This is a genomic window from Billgrantia ethanolica (genome assembly GCF_021404305.1).
In the GTDB taxonomy this organism is placed as follows: domain Bacteria; phylum Pseudomonadota; class Gammaproteobacteria; order Pseudomonadales; family Halomonadaceae; genus Halomonas; species Halomonas ethanolica.
On the sequence record NZ_JABFTX010000002.1, the window covers coordinates 802,288 to 819,975 of the forward strand.

General features: G+C 65.7%; 13 protein-coding genes. 9 read left to right on the forward strand and 4 right to left on the reverse strand.

Features of this window, described 5'->3' with window-relative positions; all coding sequences use genetic code 11:
• Positions 1-99: 99 nt before the first annotated feature.
• The 9 genes from HOP53_RS12500 (at position 100) to HOP53_RS12540 (ending at position 11,125) form a co-directional block, all read left to right on the forward strand.
• Positions 100-1,485, forward strand: a complete 1,386-nt coding sequence (locus tag HOP53_RS12500; protein WP_338073300.1) for an N-acetylmuramoyl-L-alanine amidase — start codon at positions 100-102, stop codon at positions 1,483-1,485.
• Positions 1,482-3,410, forward strand: a complete 1,929-nt coding sequence (gene mutL / locus HOP53_RS12505; RefSeq protein WP_234270341.1) for a DNA mismatch repair endonuclease MutL — start codon at positions 1,482-1,484, stop codon at positions 3,408-3,410. The genes HOP53_RS12500 and mutL overlap by 4 nt, the downstream gene beginning before the upstream one ends.
• A 17-nt stretch (positions 3,411-3,427) precedes the next feature.
• Positions 3,428-4,366: a tRNA (adenosine(37)-N6)-dimethylallyltransferase MiaA gene (gene miaA / locus HOP53_RS12510; protein ID WP_234270342.1), complete on the forward strand. Its 939-nt coding sequence runs from the start codon at positions 3,428-3,430 to the stop codon at positions 4,364-4,366.
• A gap of 123 nt (positions 4,367-4,489) precedes the next feature.
• Positions 4,490-4,741, forward strand: coding sequence for an RNA chaperone Hfq (hfq, locus tag HOP53_RS12515; protein WP_103968388.1), 252 nt, complete (start codon positions 4,490-4,492; stop codon positions 4,739-4,741).
• 8 nt (positions 4,742-4,749) lie between these two features.
• A complete protein-coding gene (hflX, locus tag HOP53_RS12520; RefSeq protein WP_234270343.1) occupies positions 4,750-6,066 on the forward strand; it encodes a ribosome rescue GTPase HflX in 1,317 nt (438 codons plus the stop codon).
• 146 nt (positions 6,067-6,212) lie between these two features.
• Positions 6,213-7,460, forward strand: coding sequence for an FtsH protease activity modulator HflK (hflK, locus tag HOP53_RS12525; protein ID WP_234270344.1), 1,248 nt, complete (start codon positions 6,213-6,215; stop codon positions 7,458-7,460).
• Positions 7,461-8,345 carry a protease modulator HflC gene (gene hflC / locus HOP53_RS12530; protein WP_234270345.1) on the forward strand — a complete coding sequence of 295 codons (885 nt, stop codon included), beginning with the start codon at positions 7,461-7,463 and terminating at the stop codon, positions 8,343-8,345.
• A 177-nt stretch (positions 8,346-8,522) separates the two neighbouring features.
• Positions 8,523-9,698, forward strand: coding sequence for an ATP phosphoribosyltransferase regulatory subunit (locus HOP53_RS12535; protein WP_234270346.1), 1,176 nt, complete (start codon positions 8,523-8,525; stop codon positions 9,696-9,698).
• Between the two features lie 131 nt (positions 9,699-9,829).
• Complete coding sequence (locus HOP53_RS12540; RefSeq protein ID WP_010627322.1) at positions 9,830-11,125, forward strand: adenylosuccinate synthase; 1,296 nt, start codon at positions 9,830-9,832, stop codon at positions 11,123-11,125.
• Between the two features lie 130 nt (positions 11,126-11,255).
• On the opposite strand, the gene HOP53_RS12545 is transcribed toward HOP53_RS12540, so the two are convergent.
• From HOP53_RS12545 to HOP53_RS12560, 4 genes are all read right to left on the reverse strand, one after another.
• On the reverse strand, positions 11,256-13,889 hold the full coding sequence (locus HOP53_RS12545) for a tetratricopeptide repeat protein (protein WP_234270347.1): 2,634 nt from the start codon (positions 13,887-13,889) through the stop codon (positions 11,256-11,258).
• A gap of 68 nt (positions 13,890-13,957) precedes the next feature.
• Positions 13,958-15,163, reverse strand: a complete 1,206-nt coding sequence (locus HOP53_RS12550; RefSeq protein WP_234270348.1) for an alginate lyase family protein — start codon at positions 15,161-15,163, stop codon at positions 13,958-13,960.
• 78 nt (positions 15,164-15,241) lie between these two features.
• Complete coding sequence (locus tag HOP53_RS12555; RefSeq protein ID WP_234270349.1) at positions 15,242-16,141, reverse strand: polysaccharide lyase; 900 nt, start codon at positions 16,139-16,141, stop codon at positions 15,242-15,244.
• Positions 16,119-17,678: a PilZ domain-containing protein gene (locus tag HOP53_RS12560; protein ID WP_234270350.1), complete on the reverse strand. Its 1,560-nt coding sequence runs from the start codon at positions 17,676-17,678 to the stop codon at positions 16,119-16,121. Before HOP53_RS12560 ends, HOP53_RS12555 begins: the two co-directional genes overlap by 23 nt.
• Between the last annotated feature and the right edge of the window lie 10 nt (positions 17,679-17,688).

A 17,688-nucleotide genomic window follows, 5' to 3' on the forward strand; every position in this document is an offset into this window, starting at 1 on the left:
CGCTCTGTTACTGACCATGGCGGGATCCTGAGCGCCCTGTGTCGTAGTTTGCGTGGTCCAATGCTGGTGGCGGCAACCTTGGCGATGGCGTGGTTCGCGATGCCGGCGCAAGCCGCCCAGGTCGACAATATCCGTCTGTGGGCGGCACCGGATCATGCACGCCTGGTCTTCGACCTTTCAGGCCATACCGAGGCCAACGTCTTCACTCTGGACAATCCACGACGGCTGGTCATAGATCTCGATCAAAGCCGGCTCGATACCGACCTCGCCTCGCTCGACCTGCAAGGCAGCGCCATCACCGCCGTGCGCAGCGGCGTGCGCGACGGCAGCGGCCTGCGCGTGGTTCTGGAACTTTCCCGCGATGTGGAACCGCGACATTTCACCCTGCCGCCCAATGATCAGTACGGGCATCGCCTGGTGGTGGACATGGAGTACCCGGGTGAAAGCGCGGTGGAAAACCCCATCGATCCGATCGAGGCGATGATCCGCGAACAGGAGATGACGGCCAACCGGCATCGTGGCGAAGCGGCCAGCGAAGCGCCCCGTATCGACCCTGAGGTGGTGGCACAACAGCCGGCGGCGCCGCATCCGCGGCGTGACATCATCATCGCAATCGACCCGGGCCATGGCGGCGAAGACCCAGGGGCCATCGGCCCCGGCGGTACTCGCGAGAAGGACGTGGTGATGGAGATCAGCCGCCGTCTGCAGCGGCTGGTCGACGGTGCCGAAGGCTTCCGCGCCGTGATGATTCGAGACGGCGACTATTACGTCGGATTGCGACAGCGCACGCGGATCGCCCGCGAGCAGAAGGCCGATTTCTTCGTCTCGATCCACGCCGATGCCTTCAACAGCCCGCGGCCGAACGGCAGCTCGGTCTATGCGCTGTCGCAGAGCGGAGCCACCTCGGAGACGGCTCAGTGGCTGGCCGCCAGCGAGAACCGGGCCGACCTGATCGGCGGCGTCGACGGCAATCTCTCGCTCAACGACAAGGACGAGGTACTGCGCGGCGTGCTGCTCGACCTGACCATGACCGCCACCCTCAACGACTCGCTGGCCATCGGTGGCCAGGTGCTAGACCAGTTGGGCCGGGTGAATCGTCTGCACCGCTCGCGCGTGGAGCAGGCCGGCTTCATGGTGTTGAAGTCGCCGGACATCCCGTCGCTGCTGATCGAGACGGGCTTCATCTCCAATCCCGACGAGGAGCGCCGGCTACGCGACTCGGGTCATCAGCAGCGGCTTGCCGAATCGATCTTCTCCGGCATCGAGTCACACTTCCGCAGCAACCCGCCGCCGGCCAGCCTGCTGGCATGGCAGCGCGACAATCGGCGCACGACCTCCAGCAACGAGTATCGTATCCAGCCCGGCGATACCCTGTCGCAAATCGCGGCTAGACACGGGGTGCCGGTGGCGCAACTCAAGCAGGCCAACGACATCAACGGCGACGTGATTCGCGTCGGCCAGGTGCTTCGGATTCCTCGCTCATGACCGTGCTCGACGCTACCCGCCGCATCCGCGTTCTCGACCCTCGGCTGGCCAACCAGATCGCCGCCGGCGAAGTGGTGGAGCGCCCGGCCTCGGTGGTCAAGGAACTGGTCGAGAACGCCATCGATGCCGGCAGCCGCCGCATCGAGGTGGAGCTCGAGGCCGGCGGCGCCCGGCTGATCCGGGTACGCGACGACGGCAGCGGCATCGCCGAGGACGACCTGCCGCTGGCGCTGTCGCGGCATGCCACCAGCAAGATCGCTTCGCTGGAAGACCTGGAAGGCGTGGCCAGCCTTGGCTTTCGCGGTGAGGCATTGGCGTCGATCAGTTCGGTGTCGCGCCTCGAACTCGTCGCCAACGTCGAGGACGACCCGCGCGGCGGCTGGCGCGTGGTGGCGGAGGGGCGCCAGATGGAGCCTCGCGTCACTCCGGCGCCGCATCCCCGCGGCACCTCGGTTACGGTGCGCGACCTGTTCTTTAATACCCCGGCGCGGCGCAAGTTCCTGCGCACCGAGAAGACCGAATACGGCCACGTGGAAGAGGCCTTTCGCCGTCTCGCGCTGTCGCGCTACGACATCACCTGGGTGCTGCGTCACAATCAGAAGACCGTGCACCAGCTGCCGGCTGGCGATGACCCGACCCGCCGCGAGCGCCGCATTGCCGCGCTGCTGGGCAAGAGCTTTCTCGACAACGCCCTGCACCTGGACCTGGCCGCCGGCGGGCTGCGGCTGTGGGGTTGGGTCGGTCTGCCCACTCACTCCCGCGCTCAGGCCGACCAGCAGTATTTCTTCGTCAATGGGCGCGTGGTGCGCGACCGGCTGGTGGCTCACGCGATTCGCCAGGCCTATCGCGACGTTCTTTTCCATGGCCGGCATCCGGTTTTCGTGCTCTATCTCGAGGTCGACCCCACGGTGGTGGACGTCAACGTTCATCCCACCAAGCACGAGGTGCGCTTCCGCGACGGCCGCCTGGTGCACGACTTTCTCTTCTCCAGCCTGCACCGGGCGCTGGCCGAGGCGCGCCCGGCGGAACGCGGAGCCCATGCCGATGATGCTGTAGTCGAGCAGGACGATGCCGCAGAGGTACGCGAGCCCGCGCCGCGCTGGCAGCAGCAGCCCATGGCGCTGCACGCCACGGGCGACTCACCGGCGCGGGTCACGGCCGATCGTGTGCGCGCCTTCATGAACGGCTATCGCGCGCTGCACCCCGAGCACGAGGAGCGCCTGCTGACACCGCAGCCGGCCGAGGCCGGAGCGGATGCCGCCGTGGCATCGTCGCCGGTACGGGAGGCCGCGGGTGTGGGTGAGGCACCGGCACTGCCCGCAGTGGACGAGGGCAGCGGCATACCGCCGCTGGGCTTCGCCATCGCCCAGCTGCATGGCATCTATATCCTCTCCCAGACCGCCCAAGGGATGATTATCGTGGACATGCACGCCGCCCACGAGCGAATCGTCTACGAACGCATGAAGGCTCAGGTCCACGGTGGAACGCTGCAGACGCAGCCGCTGCTGGTGCCGGTCTCGCTGGCGGCGAGCCACGCCGAGGTGGCCACCGCCGAGGCCGAGCGTGAGGCCTTCAGCCGCTTGGGCGTCGAGCTTGACGTAGCTGGTCCCGAGACACTGCTGGTACGCCAGGTGCCGGCGCTACTGGCCGATGCCGACGTTGAGCCGCTGATTCGCGACATGCTGGGCGATCTGGAGCGTTACGGTCGCTCCGACCGCCTGGAGGCTCACATCAACGAACTGCTGGCCACCATGGCCTGTCATGGCAGCGTGCGTGCCAACCGGCGCCTGAGCGTGGCCGAGATGAATGCGCTGCTGCGCGACATGGAGCGAACCGAACGCAGCGGCCAGTGCAACCACGGCCGCCCCACCTGGACCGAGATGTCGCTAAAGCAGCTCGATCGCCTGTTCCTGCGCGGTCAGTAGTAAGGAAGCGCTCACTGATGCCGCAACACCGCCCCCTCGCCATCCTGCTGATGGGACCCACAGCCGCCGGCAAGACCGACCTGGCCATCGAGTTGCACGAGCGGCTCGACTGCGAGCTGATCAGCATGGATTCGGCCATGGTCTACCGCGGCATGGATATCGGCAGCGCCAAGCCCTCGCCTCAGGAGCTGGCACGCGCCCCGCACCGCCTGATCGATATCCGCGATCCGGCCGAGCCCTATTCGGCGGCGGATTTTCGCGAGGATGCGCGGCGCGAGATGCGACGAATTACCGCAGCCGGGCGTATCCCGCTGCTGGTGGGCGGCACCATGATGTATGCCAAGCGGCTGCTCGAAGGGGTCGCCAATCTGCCGGCGGCAGATCCGGCAATACGCGCCGAACTGGCCAGAGAGGCCGAGCGGCGTGGTCTGTCGGGGCTGCATGACGAACTGGCGCGGGTCGATCCCGAGGCGGCCCGGCGCATTCACCCCAACGATCCGCAGCGGCTGATGCGGGCTCTGGAGGTCTATCGTGCCAGCGGTACGACCCTCACCGAACTGTGGCGTCGACAACGACCTGAAACCTTCCCATGGGAAGTGCTGTCGATAGGATTCACGCCTGTCGATCGTCGCGTGCTGCACGAGCGAATCGCTGCGCGATTCGAGGTCATGCTGGATTCCGGTCTCGTCACAGAGGTCGAGGCGCTGCGCGCGCGCGGTGACCTGCACCCGGGCCTGCCGTCCATGAAGAGCGTGGGGTATCGTCAAGTTTGGGAATTCCTCGACGGGCAGGGTGACGTTGAGCAGCTGCGCCACCGCACCATCGTGGCAACTCGGCAGTTGGCCAAGCGTCAATTGACCTGGCTACGCAGCTGGCCGGCGCTACACTGGGTCGATAGTCAGAACCGGTCAGCGCTGGAGGAAGTCCTGAAATTCGTGCGTGAATCGGGCTCTTAGCGTAAGATGATGGCTTCGAGTGGCCGGGGGACCAGGCCGAGCCGGCATGGTGTCATGTCGTGAGACAGACAACCCAAGAACACAACTTTCACCCCTCAAGAGAACGTTTTAGGGAGAGGTAAAATGTCCAAAGGGCAATCCCTTCAAGACCCATACCTGAACATCCTGCGCAAGGAGCGCATTCCGGTTTCGATTTTCCTGGTCAACGGCATCAAGCTGCAGGGACAGATCGAGTCGTTCGATCAGTTCGTGATTCTGCTGCGCAACACGGTCAGCCAGATGGTCTACAAGCATGCCATCTCGACAGTGGTACCTTCGCGCAACGTGCGGCTGCCGCCGCAGGATCCCGCGGCTCAGCCGGACAGCAACGCGTGAGGTATTGATTGTTTTTTGAACGACCCGACGCCGGCGAAACGGCAGTATTGGTCCATGTCGACTTCCAGGACGAGCGCGAGCGCGAGGATCCGGGCGAGTTCATGGAACTGGTCCGTTCCGCCGGAGCCGAGCCTGCCATGCTGCTCAGCGGCAGCCGGCATCGGCCCGATCCGCGTACCTTCATCGGTAGCGGCAAGGTAGAGGAGCTGCGCGAAGCGCTGCAGGTACATGGCGCCGAGCTGGTCATCTTCAACCACGGCTTGAGCCCCTCCCAGGAGCGAAACCTGGAGCGGGTGCTCAAGTGCCGGGTGCTGGATCGCACCGGGCTGATACTCGACATCTTCGCCCAGCGTGCGCGTACCCACGAGGGCAAGCTGCAGGTCGAACTGGCGCAACTGGAGTACATGTCCACCCGTCTGGTACGAGGCTGGACCCACCTGGAGCGCCAGAAGGGCGGTATCGGCCTGCGCGGGCCCGGCGAGACCCAGTTGGAGACCGACCGCCGCTTGCTGCGGGCGCGCATCAAGGCAATCCACAAGCGGCTCGACAAGGTGCGCAGCCAGCGCAGCCAGAATCGTCGTGCCCGCGAGCGAGCCGAAATTCCCAGCGTGTCGCTGGTCGGCTATACCAACGCCGGCAAGTCGACGCTGTTCAATGCGCTGACCGAGGCGAAGGTCTACGCGGCGGACCAGCTGTTCGCCACGCTCGACCCGACTCTGCGGCGCCTGGAGGTCGGTGACGTCGGCCCCGTGGTGCTCGCGGATACGGTAGGCTTCATTCGACATCTTCCGCACAAGCTGGTGGAGGCCTTCCAGGCCACCTTGCAGGAAGCGACGGAAGCATCGCTGCTGGTCCACGTGATCGATGCCGCCGATCCCGATCGCGAACTCAACGTGGAGCAGGTCGAGAACGTGCTCGACGAGATCGGTGCGCTCGACGTGCCGATGCTCAAGGTGATGAACAAGATCGACCTGCTCGACAGTGCGCCGCGCATCGAGCGCGACGGGCAGGGACGACCCGAAGTGGTGTGGCTCTCGGCCCGCGATGGGCGGGGGCTCGAACTGTTGGGCCAGGCGCTGTCGGAGCGCCTGGCGGATAACGTGATCGAGTTCAGCATGCAGCTGTCACCGCAGCAGGGCCGTCTGCGCGCGGGCATGCATGAGCTTGGTGCCGTACAAGAAGAACATTACGAGGAGGGCGGCAAGGTGCGCCTCGACGTGCGCCTGCCTCGCCGCGATTTCCTGCAGTTGATGGCTCGCCTGGGAGAGCGGGCGGAAGACTATCTTCCGTCTGAGCTGCACGAGCGGCCAGTATGGGATGCGTGACGACTGCGGTGTCCTGATCGACTGGATCGACTTCCCTTAGAAATAACGGCGGCGGAACCTACCGGCGCCCTACAGGATGGCAACCGGCCTCTCCGTGCGGCTGAGCGAAGCGCCGACACAGAGGCAACGCAGAGTGGAGACGACGTATGGCTTGGAATGAGCCGGGTGGCGGCAACCAGCATGACCCCTGGAGCGGTGGGGGCCGACGCGGTGGCGGCAGTGGCGGTAACGGCAACGGGGGTGGCGGCGGTGGTAACCGCGGCGGCAACCAGGGCCCACCCGACCTTGACGAGGCCCTGAAGAAATTTCAGGACAAGCTCAACAACATGCTTGGCGGTCGCGGCGGCAAGGGCGGCGGCGGTCAAGGCGGAAAGGGCGGCGGTCGGCCACGCAACACCTTCGCGCTGCCCGGGCTGCTGCTGATCATCGCTCTGGGCATCTGGGGAGCGATGGGCTTCTATCTGGTCGATCAGGCCGAGCGCGGTGTAGTCTTGCGTTTCGGTGAGTTCCAGACCGTCGTGGGCCCTGGCCTGCACTGGAATCCGCCGCTGATCGACGACGTGCGCATGGTCAACGTGACCCGCGTTCGCTCGCTGACCCAGACTCAGGCGATGCTGACCCGCGACGAGAATATCGTCGAGGTCGAGATCTCGGCTCAGTATCAGGTCAACAATCCGCGTGACTTCGTGCTCAACGTGCGCAACCCGCAGCTCTCCATCGAGAATGCGCTGGACAGCGCGCTGCGCCACGTGGTGGGTGGCACCGACATGATCGAGATCCTGACCTCCGGTCGTGAGATCCTCGGCAGCTCGGTGGCGAGCCGCCTGCAGACCTACCTGGACAGCTACGGCACCGGTATCCGTCTGCAGACCATCAACATCGAGTCGACCTCTGCGCCGGCACCCGTCATCGATGCCTTCGACGACGTGATCCGGGCCCGTGAGGATCGTCAGCGGACCATCAACGAAGGCATGGCCTACGCCAACGCTATCATCCCGGCCGCTCAGGGTCAGGCGCAGCGTCTGGTCGAGCAGGGCCAGGGTTACCGCGAGTCGGTGGTGGCCGAAGCCCAGGGTCAGGTCAACCGCTTCAACGCGCTGCTGGCTCAGTACCGCAACGCACCGGAGATCATGCGTGAGCGTCTCTACATCGACGCCATGGCCGACGTCTTCGCTCGCACGCCGAAGGTGCTGATCGACGTGCGCGACGACGCACCGCTGATGTACCTGCCGCTCGACCAGCGCCCCGGTGGCCAGACTGGCGGTGGCGAAGGCAACGGTGAGGCGGCTCGCGGCGAAAGCGGCGAGCTCGACCCGCGCGTGCTCGAGCGCCTGCGCACGACGACCTCGGCGCAGGGTGGCAATACCGGTGGTATCCGCAGGGAGGGCCGCTAAATGGTGAACAACCGTTCCTTGATCATCGTGGGTGGCCTCGCTGCCGTGGCCTGGCTGGCCAGCAACAGTCTCTACGTGGTCGACGAGACCGAGCGTGCCGTCAAGCTGCGCTTCGGTGAGGTCATCGAAGAGAACATCCAGCCCGGGCTGCACTTCAAGGTGCCGATCACCCAGACGGTTCGCAAGTTCGATACCCGGGTACTGACGCTGGATACCGATACCAGCCGCTACCTGACCCTCGAGCAGAAGGCGGTGATCGTGGACTCCTACGTCAAGTGGCAGGTGGTCAACCCCACCCGTTACTACGAGGCTACCGCCGGCGACGAGATGATGGCGATCCGCCTGATTCAGCCACGGGTCGACGAGAGTCTGCGTAACGAGTTCGGTCGTCTGGACCTGCAGCAGATCATCGCCGAGCGTCGCGACGATCTGATGATTCGCCCGACCCAGGAGCTCGATTCGCTGATGCGTGAGGAACTGGGGGTGTCGATCCTCGACATTCGCGTCAAGCGTATCGATCTGCCCGAGGACGTTTCCGCCGCGGTCTTCGACCGCATGCGCTCCGAGCGTGAGCGGGAAGCGCGCGAGTGGCGCGCCCAGGGTCAGGAAGAGGCCGAGCGGATTCGCGCCAACGCCGACCGTCGTCGCCAGGTACTGCTGGCCCAGGCCACCGAGCGGGCCGAGACCCTGCGCGGTGAGGGCGATGCCGAAGCGGCGGCCATCTTCTCGGAGGCCTATGGCCAGAACCAGGAGTTCTTCACCTTCTGGCGCAGCATCAACGCCTACCGCGAGAGCTTCGACGGCGAGCGGGACATGCTGGTACTCGATCCGACCAGCGACTTCTTCCGCTACCTGCGCAGCCCGGCGATCCAGAACGACGAGTGACCCGCAGCGTCGGCCGGCCGCGGGCCGGCTGACGCTCGTTGTCCCCGCATGACGGGGTTCAACCTGGCGTCAAACGTGATAGAATCCCTGAACCGGGCGTGGCCCGGTTTTTTTGTGGGCCTTTTTTACCTTCGAAACCCTTTTCGCCCCGCCCAAACGTCTTGCAGGATTGACCATATGACCATCGCTGACCGCTGGCTGCTGCCCGACGGCATGGATGAGGTGCTGCCGCCCCAGGCGAGCCGCATGGAGGAGCTGCGCCGCACGCTGCTCGATCTCTATTATCGCTGGGGATACGACCAGGTCATGCCGCCGCCGGTGGAGTTTCTCGACTCGCTGTTGACCGGTACCGGTACCGACCTGGACCTGCAGACCTTCAAGCTGACCGACCAGCTCACCGGCCGCCTGATGGGCGTGAGCGCCGACGTGACGCCTCAGGTGGCGCGCATGGATGCTCACTCCATGCGCCACCAGGGGCCGGCACGTCTGTGCTACTGCACCAACGTGCTGCGCGCCAAGGCCGATCAGTATCAGGGCGGACGCAGTCCGGTGCAGGTCGGCGTCGAGCTGTTCGGCCATGCGGGCCTGGAAGCCGACCTCGAAATCCTGCGCCTGGCACTGCAGAGTCTCAAGGCGGCCGGGGCCGTCGAGCTGCACTTGGCGCTGGGCCACATCGGCATCTATCGTAGCCTGGTACAGGCTGCGGCACTGGATCACGACCGCGAGCGCGCACTGTTCGAAGCGCTGGAGCTCAAGTCGCCCGGCGCCCTTGCCGAGCAGGTCGAGGACAGCGTAACCGACCCGGCGCTGGCGGAGATGTTCCGTGCGCTGGGGCGGCTGCATGGCGGCACCGAGGTGCTGGAGGCCGCACGTGAGGCCTTCGCCGGCGCCCCTGCGGCGGTGGCCGAGGCGTTGGCTCAGCTGCGTGCACTGCATCAAGGCGTGATCGAGGAGCATCCCGAGGTCGAGATATACTTCGATCTGGCCGAGCTGCGTGGCTATCAGTATCACACCGGCATGATGTTCGCGGCCTTCGTGCCGGGTTACGGTCAGGCCTTGGCCAAGGGCGGGCGTTACGACGATACCGGGCGCGCCTTCGGCCGGGCGCGACCCGCCACCGGTTTCTCGATGGATCTCAAGCTGCTCGCTACCTTGGTGCAGAGCGAGCCGCCCCGCGACGGCATCTGGGCGCCTGCCACCGGCGAGGGGCTGAGCGAGGCGATTGCCGCGCTGCGCGACGGCGGGCACCGGGTGGTACAGGCGCTGCCGGGCCAGGCGACATCTCCCGAGGTGCATCGCTGCAGCCGCCGTCTCAGCCTCGTCGACGGACGCTGGCAGACGGAGGCTCTGTAGGGCTAGGCGTCGGTGCGGCTGCCTAGGCCAGATTTGGACGACACCGGCATGCGGGCCGGAACACGAGTGCGGCCCGCGGGCCGGATCATCGACGCGCACTTACGCGGCGCTGACACGAGAGACGAGACACAATGGGTAAGAATGTAGTCGTGCTGGGCACCCAGTGGGGTGATGAAGGCAAGGGCAAGGTGGTCGATCTGCTGACCGAATCCGCGGCGGCAGTCGTCCGTTTCCAGGGCGGACACAACGCCGGCCACACGCTGGTCATCGACGGCGAGAAGACCGTGCTGCACCTGATTCCCTCGGGTATCCTGCGCCAGGACAAGACCTGCGTCATCGGCAACGGCGTGGTGCTCTCCCCCGAGGCGCTGATCAAGGAGATTCGCGAGCTCGAGGCCAAGGGCGTGCCGGTGCGCGAGCGGCTGCGTCTCTCGCCGGCGTGCCCGCTGATCCTGCCCTACCATGTGCGCCTCGACCTGGCGCGTGAAAAGGCCCGCGGCGTGGCCAAGATCGGCACCACCGGTCGCGGCATCGGGCCGGCCTACGAGGACAAGGTGGCCCGTCGCGGCCTGCGCCTGGGCGACATGCTGCATCGTGAGCGTTTCGCCTCCAAGCTGGGCGAGGTGCTCGACTACCACAACTTCGTGCTGGTCAACTATCACGGCGAGAAGGCCGTGGATTTTCAGCAGATTCTCGACGAGGCCATGGAGATGGCCGAAGAGCTGCGTCCCATGGTCTGCGATACCGTGGGTCTAGTCCACGAGCTGCGCCGTGCTGGTGAGAACATTCTGTTCGAAGGGGCTCAGGGTTCGCTGCTCGACATCGACCACGGCACCTATCCCTTCGTCACCAGCTCCAACACCACCGCCGGCGGCACCGCCACCGGTTCCGGTGTCGGCCCGCTCTATCTCGATTACGTGCTCGGCATCACCAAGGCCTACACCACGCGAGTCGGCTCAGGCCCGTTCCCTACTGAGCTGTTCGACGAGCACGGCCGCCATCTGGCCGAACGTGGCCATGAGTTCGGTGCCACCACCGGTCGCCCGCGCCGCTGTGGCTGGTTCGATGCCGTGGCCCTGCGCCATGCGGTGCAGATCAACTCCGTTTCCGGCATCTGCCTGACCAAGCTCGACGTGCTCGACGGCCTGGAGAACATCCGCGTCTGTGTCGGCTATCGCAGCAAGGATGGCGAGGTGATGGAGAATCCCGTCGACTCCGAGGGCTACGAAGCGGTAGAGCCGGTCTACGAGGACCTGCCGGGCTGGAGCGAGTCGACCCTGGGTGCCAAGCGCATCGAGGACCTGCCGGCCAATGCACGCGCCTACATCAGCTATCTCGAGGAGAAGGTGGGCACTTCGATCGACATCGTCTCGACTGGCCCCGACCGTAACGAGACCATCGTGCTGCGCAACCCCTTCGACGCTTGATCGCTTAAGTGCGCTATCTACAGTAACGATTCGAGGCCGGCCAAGTCGCCGGCCTCGTTCGTTTCGCGAAGTGCAGCCGTGGAAACTGCTAGCGAACCCGGTGCGGCGGGCTCGCTAGCGTGTCAGCGGCTCATTCCTCAACTTCCACGTCGCTGGCGGCAGCGATGGCCTCCTCGTCGGTAAGCAGCTGGCGCAGCGTTTCCACGGCGAGCTGGCCTTCGCTTTCGAAGACATTGTCCAGCCACAGCAGGGCCTGTTCCTGGTTGGCCTGCAGGCCGCGGGAAGTGAGGTACGCCTCGGCCAGGGCCAGGCGGGCGCTGTGGTGCCCTTGGCTGGCAGCTTCATAGAGGTAGTCGGCGCCTCGCTCAGGGTCGCGTTCCACGGTCACGCCGCGCAGATACTCTCGACCCAGCGAGGCTTGCGCTCCCGGATGGCCCTGTTCGGCAGCGGCGAGCAGTAGCTCATGGCCGCGCTCGACATCCTGTGCAATGGCACCGTCGCCGCGCATCAGGGCGAGGCCCAGGGCGGCGCTTGCATAGTCGGCGCCTGCGTCGACGGCCTGCTGATACCAGCGCTCAGCCTCCTCGGCGCTCTGCTCGACGCCGTCGCCGTGCTGATAGGCCTCGCCCAGCGCGAAAGCGGCGTTCGGCATGCCCGCTTCGGCAGCTTGCTGCAGCAGCTCCAGGCCGCGATCGATGTCTTGCTCTACATGGCTGCCGGTGAGATAGGCTTCGCCCAGATTGGCTCGCGCGCCAGTGTGGCCACGGGCCACGGCGGCTTCCAGATACTCGACGGCCGTGGCGTCGTCACCCCGATCCATGTACAGGCGGCCGAGGCTTGCGGCTGCGCCGGCATGACCGGCCTGATGGGCTTGCCCCAGCCAGTACTCTGCCCGGCCCTGATCGTGTTCGACACCTTCGCCATTGAGGAAGGCGCGGCCAAGGTCGGCCATGGCGCCAGGATGGCCGTCTTCCGCCGCCGCCACCAGAGCCTGGATATCGCCCTGGGCACCCAGATCGCGCTGGACATAGGTCAGAGCATCATCGGCGGACTCATGACCCGCCTCCTGCGCACGCGTCAGCCAGCGGTTGGCCTCGGCGAGGTCGCGTTCCACGCCCTCACCATGGCGATAGGCACGGCCCAGTACCACCATGGCATAGGCATCGCCCTCATGTGCGGCCTGACTCACCAGTCGGATACCTTCGCGTGGGTCACCTTCCAGGCTGCCATCCAGATAGGCTTCGCCGAGCTGGGTCAGTGCCGTGGTGTCGCCGGCCTGGGCGGCATTTTCGAGAAGCTCTCGCCCTCTGACAGGGTCATACGGCAGCACCTCGCCGGCGAGATAGGCCGAGCCCAGCAGGCGCATGGCCCCGCTTTGGCCGCGCTCGGCGGCCTGCTCCAGCAGCTCCTCGGCGCGAGTAGGATCCGGTGGCGTGCCGCGCCCCTCGAGCAGGGCGCCGCCGAGCTGCTCGGTGGCCCAGGGGTGACCAAGTTCATGACTGCGTTCGAGATAGTCGACGGCAATGTAAGGTTGGCCTGCGACTCGTTCGTCATCCAGATAGAGCGAGCCCAACTGGGCCAACGCCAGCGGGTGATCCTGCTCGGCGGCCTGCTCGAGCAGGCCCATGCCGCGGGGCAGGTCGTTGAGCCCGGCCTGGCCTTCGACCAGAGCGCGTCCCAAAATGACGCGGGCATCGACCGAGCCGGCCTCGATCGCCTCGCGCAGCCAGCGCTCGGCGCGCACCGGTTCGGGGCGGCCAGTATCGGGTTCGAGTAGCGCCTGGCCCAGGTGCGTCATGGCGTCGACGTTACCTTGGCCTGCCGCATCTTCCAGCAGCTCGAGACCCTGCTGGCGATTCCCGTCCCGGGTCAGGTCGCGCCCGGCTCTGGCCAGGGCATCGAGATCGCCGGCCTCGGCCGCCTGCTGCAGCCAGTGGATGCGCTGATCGGGCTGGTCGCCGAGCAGTCCTTCTTCGCTGTGCAGCGACGCCAGCTGCAGCATGGCGTTGACATTGCCTTGGGCCGCCTCGTTTTCGAGTATGTCGGCGTAGCGCTGGGCGTAATCCATCGAGCGGGCCGGGTCTTGCTCCAACCAGCCGCCGGGGGCATGGGCTACAGCAAGGGCCTCGAGGGCCGCGGGCTCTCCGCGCGCGGCCGCTTCGCTGTAGAGCCGGTGGGCCAGCTCGGGATCGGCCTCGACGCCTTCGCCGCCTTCGGCTAGCAGGCGGGCCAGCAAGACCTCGGCATTGCGATCGAGATCGGCCTCCTTGGCTTGCCACAGCAGGTAGTAGGCGAGTACGTCGTTACGCTCTACGCCCCTGCCTTCGAGGTAGAGGCGGCCTAGGTTCAGCGAGGCATGGCCGTGGATCGGCGAGGGCCGTTCGATGGCCATACCATAGAGCCGGGCGGCCTCGACGCGGTCAACCTCCACGCCCTGGCCACGCTCGTAGAGCTTGCCCATTTCGTAGTAGGCGGGCGGAAAGCCCATCTCCATCAGCGGCTGCAGCTGCTCGATGGCCTCTTCGTAGTTTCCCGCGGCAATGATGTCCTGGGCTCGGTTGATACGATCCCAGTCGTGGCCATCCATGGGGGCCTCGATATCGACCTCGAACCAGGCCGCATATTCGGCAGGCACGGGGTCGGCATGTTCGCCGCCCGGTGGCTCATGGGTCACGGCGCAGCCGGCCAGCCAGGCCGCCAGGGTTATCGCTGCGGAGAATCGCAGCGAGGGGATGAGTCGAGTCCTGTTCGCTATTGGTTCCATGTGTTCCCCTCTCTCTATGTCGTATCGTCCTATGTCGTATCGTCGTGTCGTGTGCAGTTGGCTCCGTTTCAATTCCCCAATCCGCGGAACGCCTCGGTACTGCGGCGCTCCTCGTCCATGAAGACATCCTGTTGAGCGTCGGGATCCATGAAGTAGAGGGTGACGAAGCCGCCCGCACTTCGGTTGTAGGTGGGGCGTACCCGGGTCACGAAGTCGGCCATCGGCTCATGCTCGTAGTGGGCCAGGTAGATATCCATCCAGGTGAAGTATTGGGGGTCACGCAGGAAGCCCATGAACTGCTCGAGCGGGGCGTAGTCGCCCAGCGCTGCCGGGTCGTCCAGTATCTCGAAAAGGTAGTCGACGGCTTCGTGGATGGTGCTGCCTTCGTACTCCAGATCGAAGATGTCGTAGCCCTGGCGATGGATCACCTGCATGTTGGTGATCAGGTAGTTGAGGGCATAGTTCTGATAGTGGATGGCGCGCCGGCCACGGCCTACCTCTAGGGGCAGCGCGCCATTTTCGGTCATGTCGTGCAGCGCGGAATAGATGGCACTGACACCGAAGCGGAACAGGTCGTCATCCTCGACCAGCACGCCGACCATGCTGGCGTAGAGGGCGCGACGGTAGAAGTGGTTGTTGCAACAGCTCTCCTCCGGCTCCCCGGGGATTGCCGAGTGCTGCAGAGCGAGACCGTGCAGCCACCGCTCCACTTCCGCCCGCTCCGCCTCGAGCCCTTCGACGTAGGGGCGGGCGATGGAGTAGGCCATGGCCGCCGCGAACAGCATCGACTCCGAGGCGAACCACGCCTGGGGTTCCAGCGAGTCGTAGCGGAAGGTGGTCAATGCCTGAGCGTCGGCCCAGCCGTGCAGATACTTCACCAGGCAGTCGGCGTAAAAGGTATCGCCGGTGGCGACGAAAGCCCCGGCCAACTCCGAGACGCTGTCCTCGAAGGCGAACAGCGGCTCGGTGGCCAGTTCCCACTCCTCGGGGTTGGGATAAAAACCAGGAATGCCCCCCCGAGTCGTGATCGGTTCGTAATTGAGCTTCTGGCGGCAGCTGAGCCCTAGCCCCGCTTCCTCCTTTACCTGCAATAGAAGCGAGTTCTGGATCTCACTCAGCTGTTCCTTGCGCGCCTCGACGTCGAAATAGCCGGCGTCGGTATCATTGACGCGATACTCGGAGAGGTCGAGCTCCATGCGCTCCTCTCGCGAGAGGGTATCGGCCATTACCGCAGTGCCGCTGATCGCCAGCAGGACGACAGGCAGCAACGGCACTAGAGGGTTTCGAATAAGTCCTTTTATTACAGCAAGGGGCATGATCGGCGTCGCTCCATTGGCGCTCGAACGTGGGTGTCAGGGTGTGTAGAAACGAAAAGCGGCAAAGTCGACATATTGATCGCGGGGCGTTCGCCAACCTTCACCGGTGCCGCCGAAGAAGGTCGAGAACATCAGGCCGTCGATAGTGAGCTCGGGCGTGGTGCGGAACACCACGTTCTGGTGCTCCAACACCGGGCGGCCGTCGACCCACAGCCTGGCAACGCCGTTGTCCCGGCCGGGATCGTTGAGCACGACCTCCTGCTCGACAGTGACCCACTGGCCGAGGGGGAAATGCCAGAAGCCGCGGCCGATCGAAGCCCCCTCGAAGCCGACCACGTAGGGGTAGAGTTCGCCTTCGCCTTCCTCGCGCCACATCAGACGCATCGAGAAACCGCTGACGCCATCGACCTCTTCGCCACCCGAAGGGGCTTCACCGCCGTACAGCCCGGGCAGCTTGCCACCGCGGACGAAATCGAAATCGGTGGGAAAACGGACCATGTAGCTCAGACAGGCCCGGTCGGCCCCCCGGAGAGAAGGCGGGTCGCTGTAGAAGCCAGCGCCACCGCGGGGCTCTTCTCCCGGCGATGAGGTGCCGGCGGGGTAGTGCACGCGCAGGCCGGGTTCGCCGATGCCGGTCTGCCCGACGCCCAGGCGCTCGACGTTCTCATCGGTTCCCCAGTGACGCGTGGTATGGAAATTCTGACGCACGGCGGCGTGGCCGTCCGCAGCGCCGGCGTCCGCCGCCTGGCGTGGACGCGGTGTCTCCATCGCCGTGTAGCGCTGCGAGCAGGCTTCCACCTGAGGAATGCCGACGAGGGCTTCTGTGCCCTCGTCGGCGTGGCCGGCCGCGGCCGGCAACAGGGCCATACACCCCAGCAGCAGGCCGGAATGGATGCAGACGGTACCGCGTTCCTTAGCTGTCGTCGGTAACTTCATCGTTGTCCTCCATGGCTGCGCGGTAAATGTCGTCGCCGAACTGGATGACCGTGCGTACGCCCTGCCAGATTCGCTCCGAGGCGGCACCCAGCAGCGGGGCTTCGGTGAAGCGCACGTCCACCGGCTGGCCGACGCTCTCGGCCGGCAGGGGCTCCTCCGGTACCAGCAGCACGCTGGCCACGTTCTGCTGCTGTCGCACCCAACTGGGGAACCCGGCGCGCGGCTGGCGCTCGACGTCCAGTGCGACGTTGCGCACCCGGGCGCGAATGGGCTGGTTGGCATTGGCCAGGGTGACGTAGGCCTGCTGGTCGGGATCGATACGACTGATGTCGTTCATGTGGACCAGCGCCTCGACCAGCACGTCATCCTCGTCGGTGCGAATCAGCGTCATGATCCGTTCGCTCTCGTTGATGTAGACGCCGTCGGCGCTGCTCAACGCCCACGCCACCAGGCAGTCGCAGGGGCTGTAGATGTCATTGCTGGCCATGCGGGCCTCGAGAGCGGCGATACGAGAGCTCTCGTAGTCACGCACCGTTTCGAACTGATCGATACGCGCCTGAGCGATCTCCGGCGAGACGGACTCGAAGGTCATGGTGTCACCGCTGGCTGGCTGGGCCGAGTTGGCCAGGCTGACTTCCTGCATGCCGTTTTCGATGTGCTCGCGCAGGTTGTCGAGCAGCCGGTTATTGTAGTCCAGCGCCGCCTCGGCAAGGATCAGGTCGGACTCCAGCTCGCTGTTGACCACGTTGGTCAACAGCTGGTCCCGCTCGACCTGATCGCCGGCTACCAGCTCATGCTCGCCGAGAATGCCGGGGCTGGGAGCGCGAACGTCGATGCGCGGTGCCGTCACGGCGGCGAAGCTGGGCTCGATCAGCATGAAGTTGCGGTAGGCGGTGGCGGCGCCTACCAGCACCAGCACGCCGATGGCGGCGAACAGCAGGATATAGCGCCCCATGGGTTTGGGGGGGCGCGCCGGCGGCAGCGCTCTGGTGGCCTGACGCTTGCGGGGCGTCTGCGGGTCTTCACCGCCTATCAGTCCTTCGACGTTTGGCGAGCGGCCGCTGAGGGCGCTGCGGATGATCTGGCGCAGCAGTTCGCGATGCTGCGGCTCGATCTCGGTGATCTCGAAGCTGACGTCATAGCCCTCGCCGCGGGCGGAGGGCGTGGTGCGCAGGCACTCTGCCTTCAGCGGAACGATCAGTTCGGTGGCGCCTGCCATCATCAGCAGCGAGGCAGAGATCCGCTCGCCGGGCTGATAAGCGTGCCGGCTGTGGGCGGAAAAGCCACCCAGGGAGACGTCGTTACCGCTCAGCTCCGTATCGCTGTCGGACAGGTCGACGCGAAAGGGCAGGGTAACGCGAATGTAGCCGCGCTCGTCACGGCGCTCATGCTGCAGGCGGTCGCCGCGGGTCAGGCGCACACTGTCGTGATCGACGCTGCCCGAGTCGGCGACGGCATCGGGTTGCCGCCTTGCGCGACTCCCACCCAGGGTAGGCTCGTGTCGCTTGGGGTCGTCGTTGGAAAAATGATCAGTCATCCGTAGGTCG

Coding starts and splice junctions, on each gene's coding strand:
- HOP53_RS12500 (WP_338073300.1), top strand. CDS start 100: ATGCCGGCGCAAGCCGCCCAGGTCGACAATATCCGTCTGTGGGCGGCA.
- mutL (WP_234270341.1), top strand. CDS start 1,482: ATGACCGTGCTCGACGCTACCCGCCGCATCCGCGTTCTCGACCCTCGG.
- miaA (WP_234270342.1), top strand. CDS start 3,428: ATGCCGCAACACCGCCCCCTCGCCATCCTGCTGATGGGACCCACAGCC.
- hfq (WP_103968388.1), top strand. CDS start 4,490: ATGTCCAAAGGGCAATCCCTTCAAGACCCATACCTGAACATCCTGCGC.
- hflK (WP_234270344.1), top strand. CDS start 6,213: ATGGCTTGGAATGAGCCGGGTGGCGGCAACCAGCATGACCCCTGGAGC.
- hflC (WP_234270345.1), top strand. CDS start 7,461: ATGGTGAACAACCGTTCCTTGATCATCGTGGGTGGCCTCGCTGCCGTG.
- HOP53_RS12535 (WP_234270346.1), top strand. CDS start 8,523: ATGACCATCGCTGACCGCTGGCTGCTGCCCGACGGCATGGATGAGGTG.
- HOP53_RS12540 (WP_010627322.1), top strand. CDS start 9,830: ATGGGTAAGAATGTAGTCGTGCTGGGCACCCAGTGGGGTGATGAAGGC.
- HOP53_RS12545 (WP_234270347.1), bottom strand. CDS start 13,889: ATGGAACCAATAGCGAACAGGACTCGACTCATCCCCTCGCTGCGATTC.
- HOP53_RS12555 (WP_234270349.1), bottom strand. CDS start 16,141: ATGAAGTTACCGACGACAGCTAAGGAACGCGGTACCGTCTGCATCCAT.
- HOP53_RS12560 (WP_234270350.1), bottom strand. CDS start 17,678: ATGACTGATCATTTTTCCAACGACGACCCCAAGCGACACGAGCCTACC.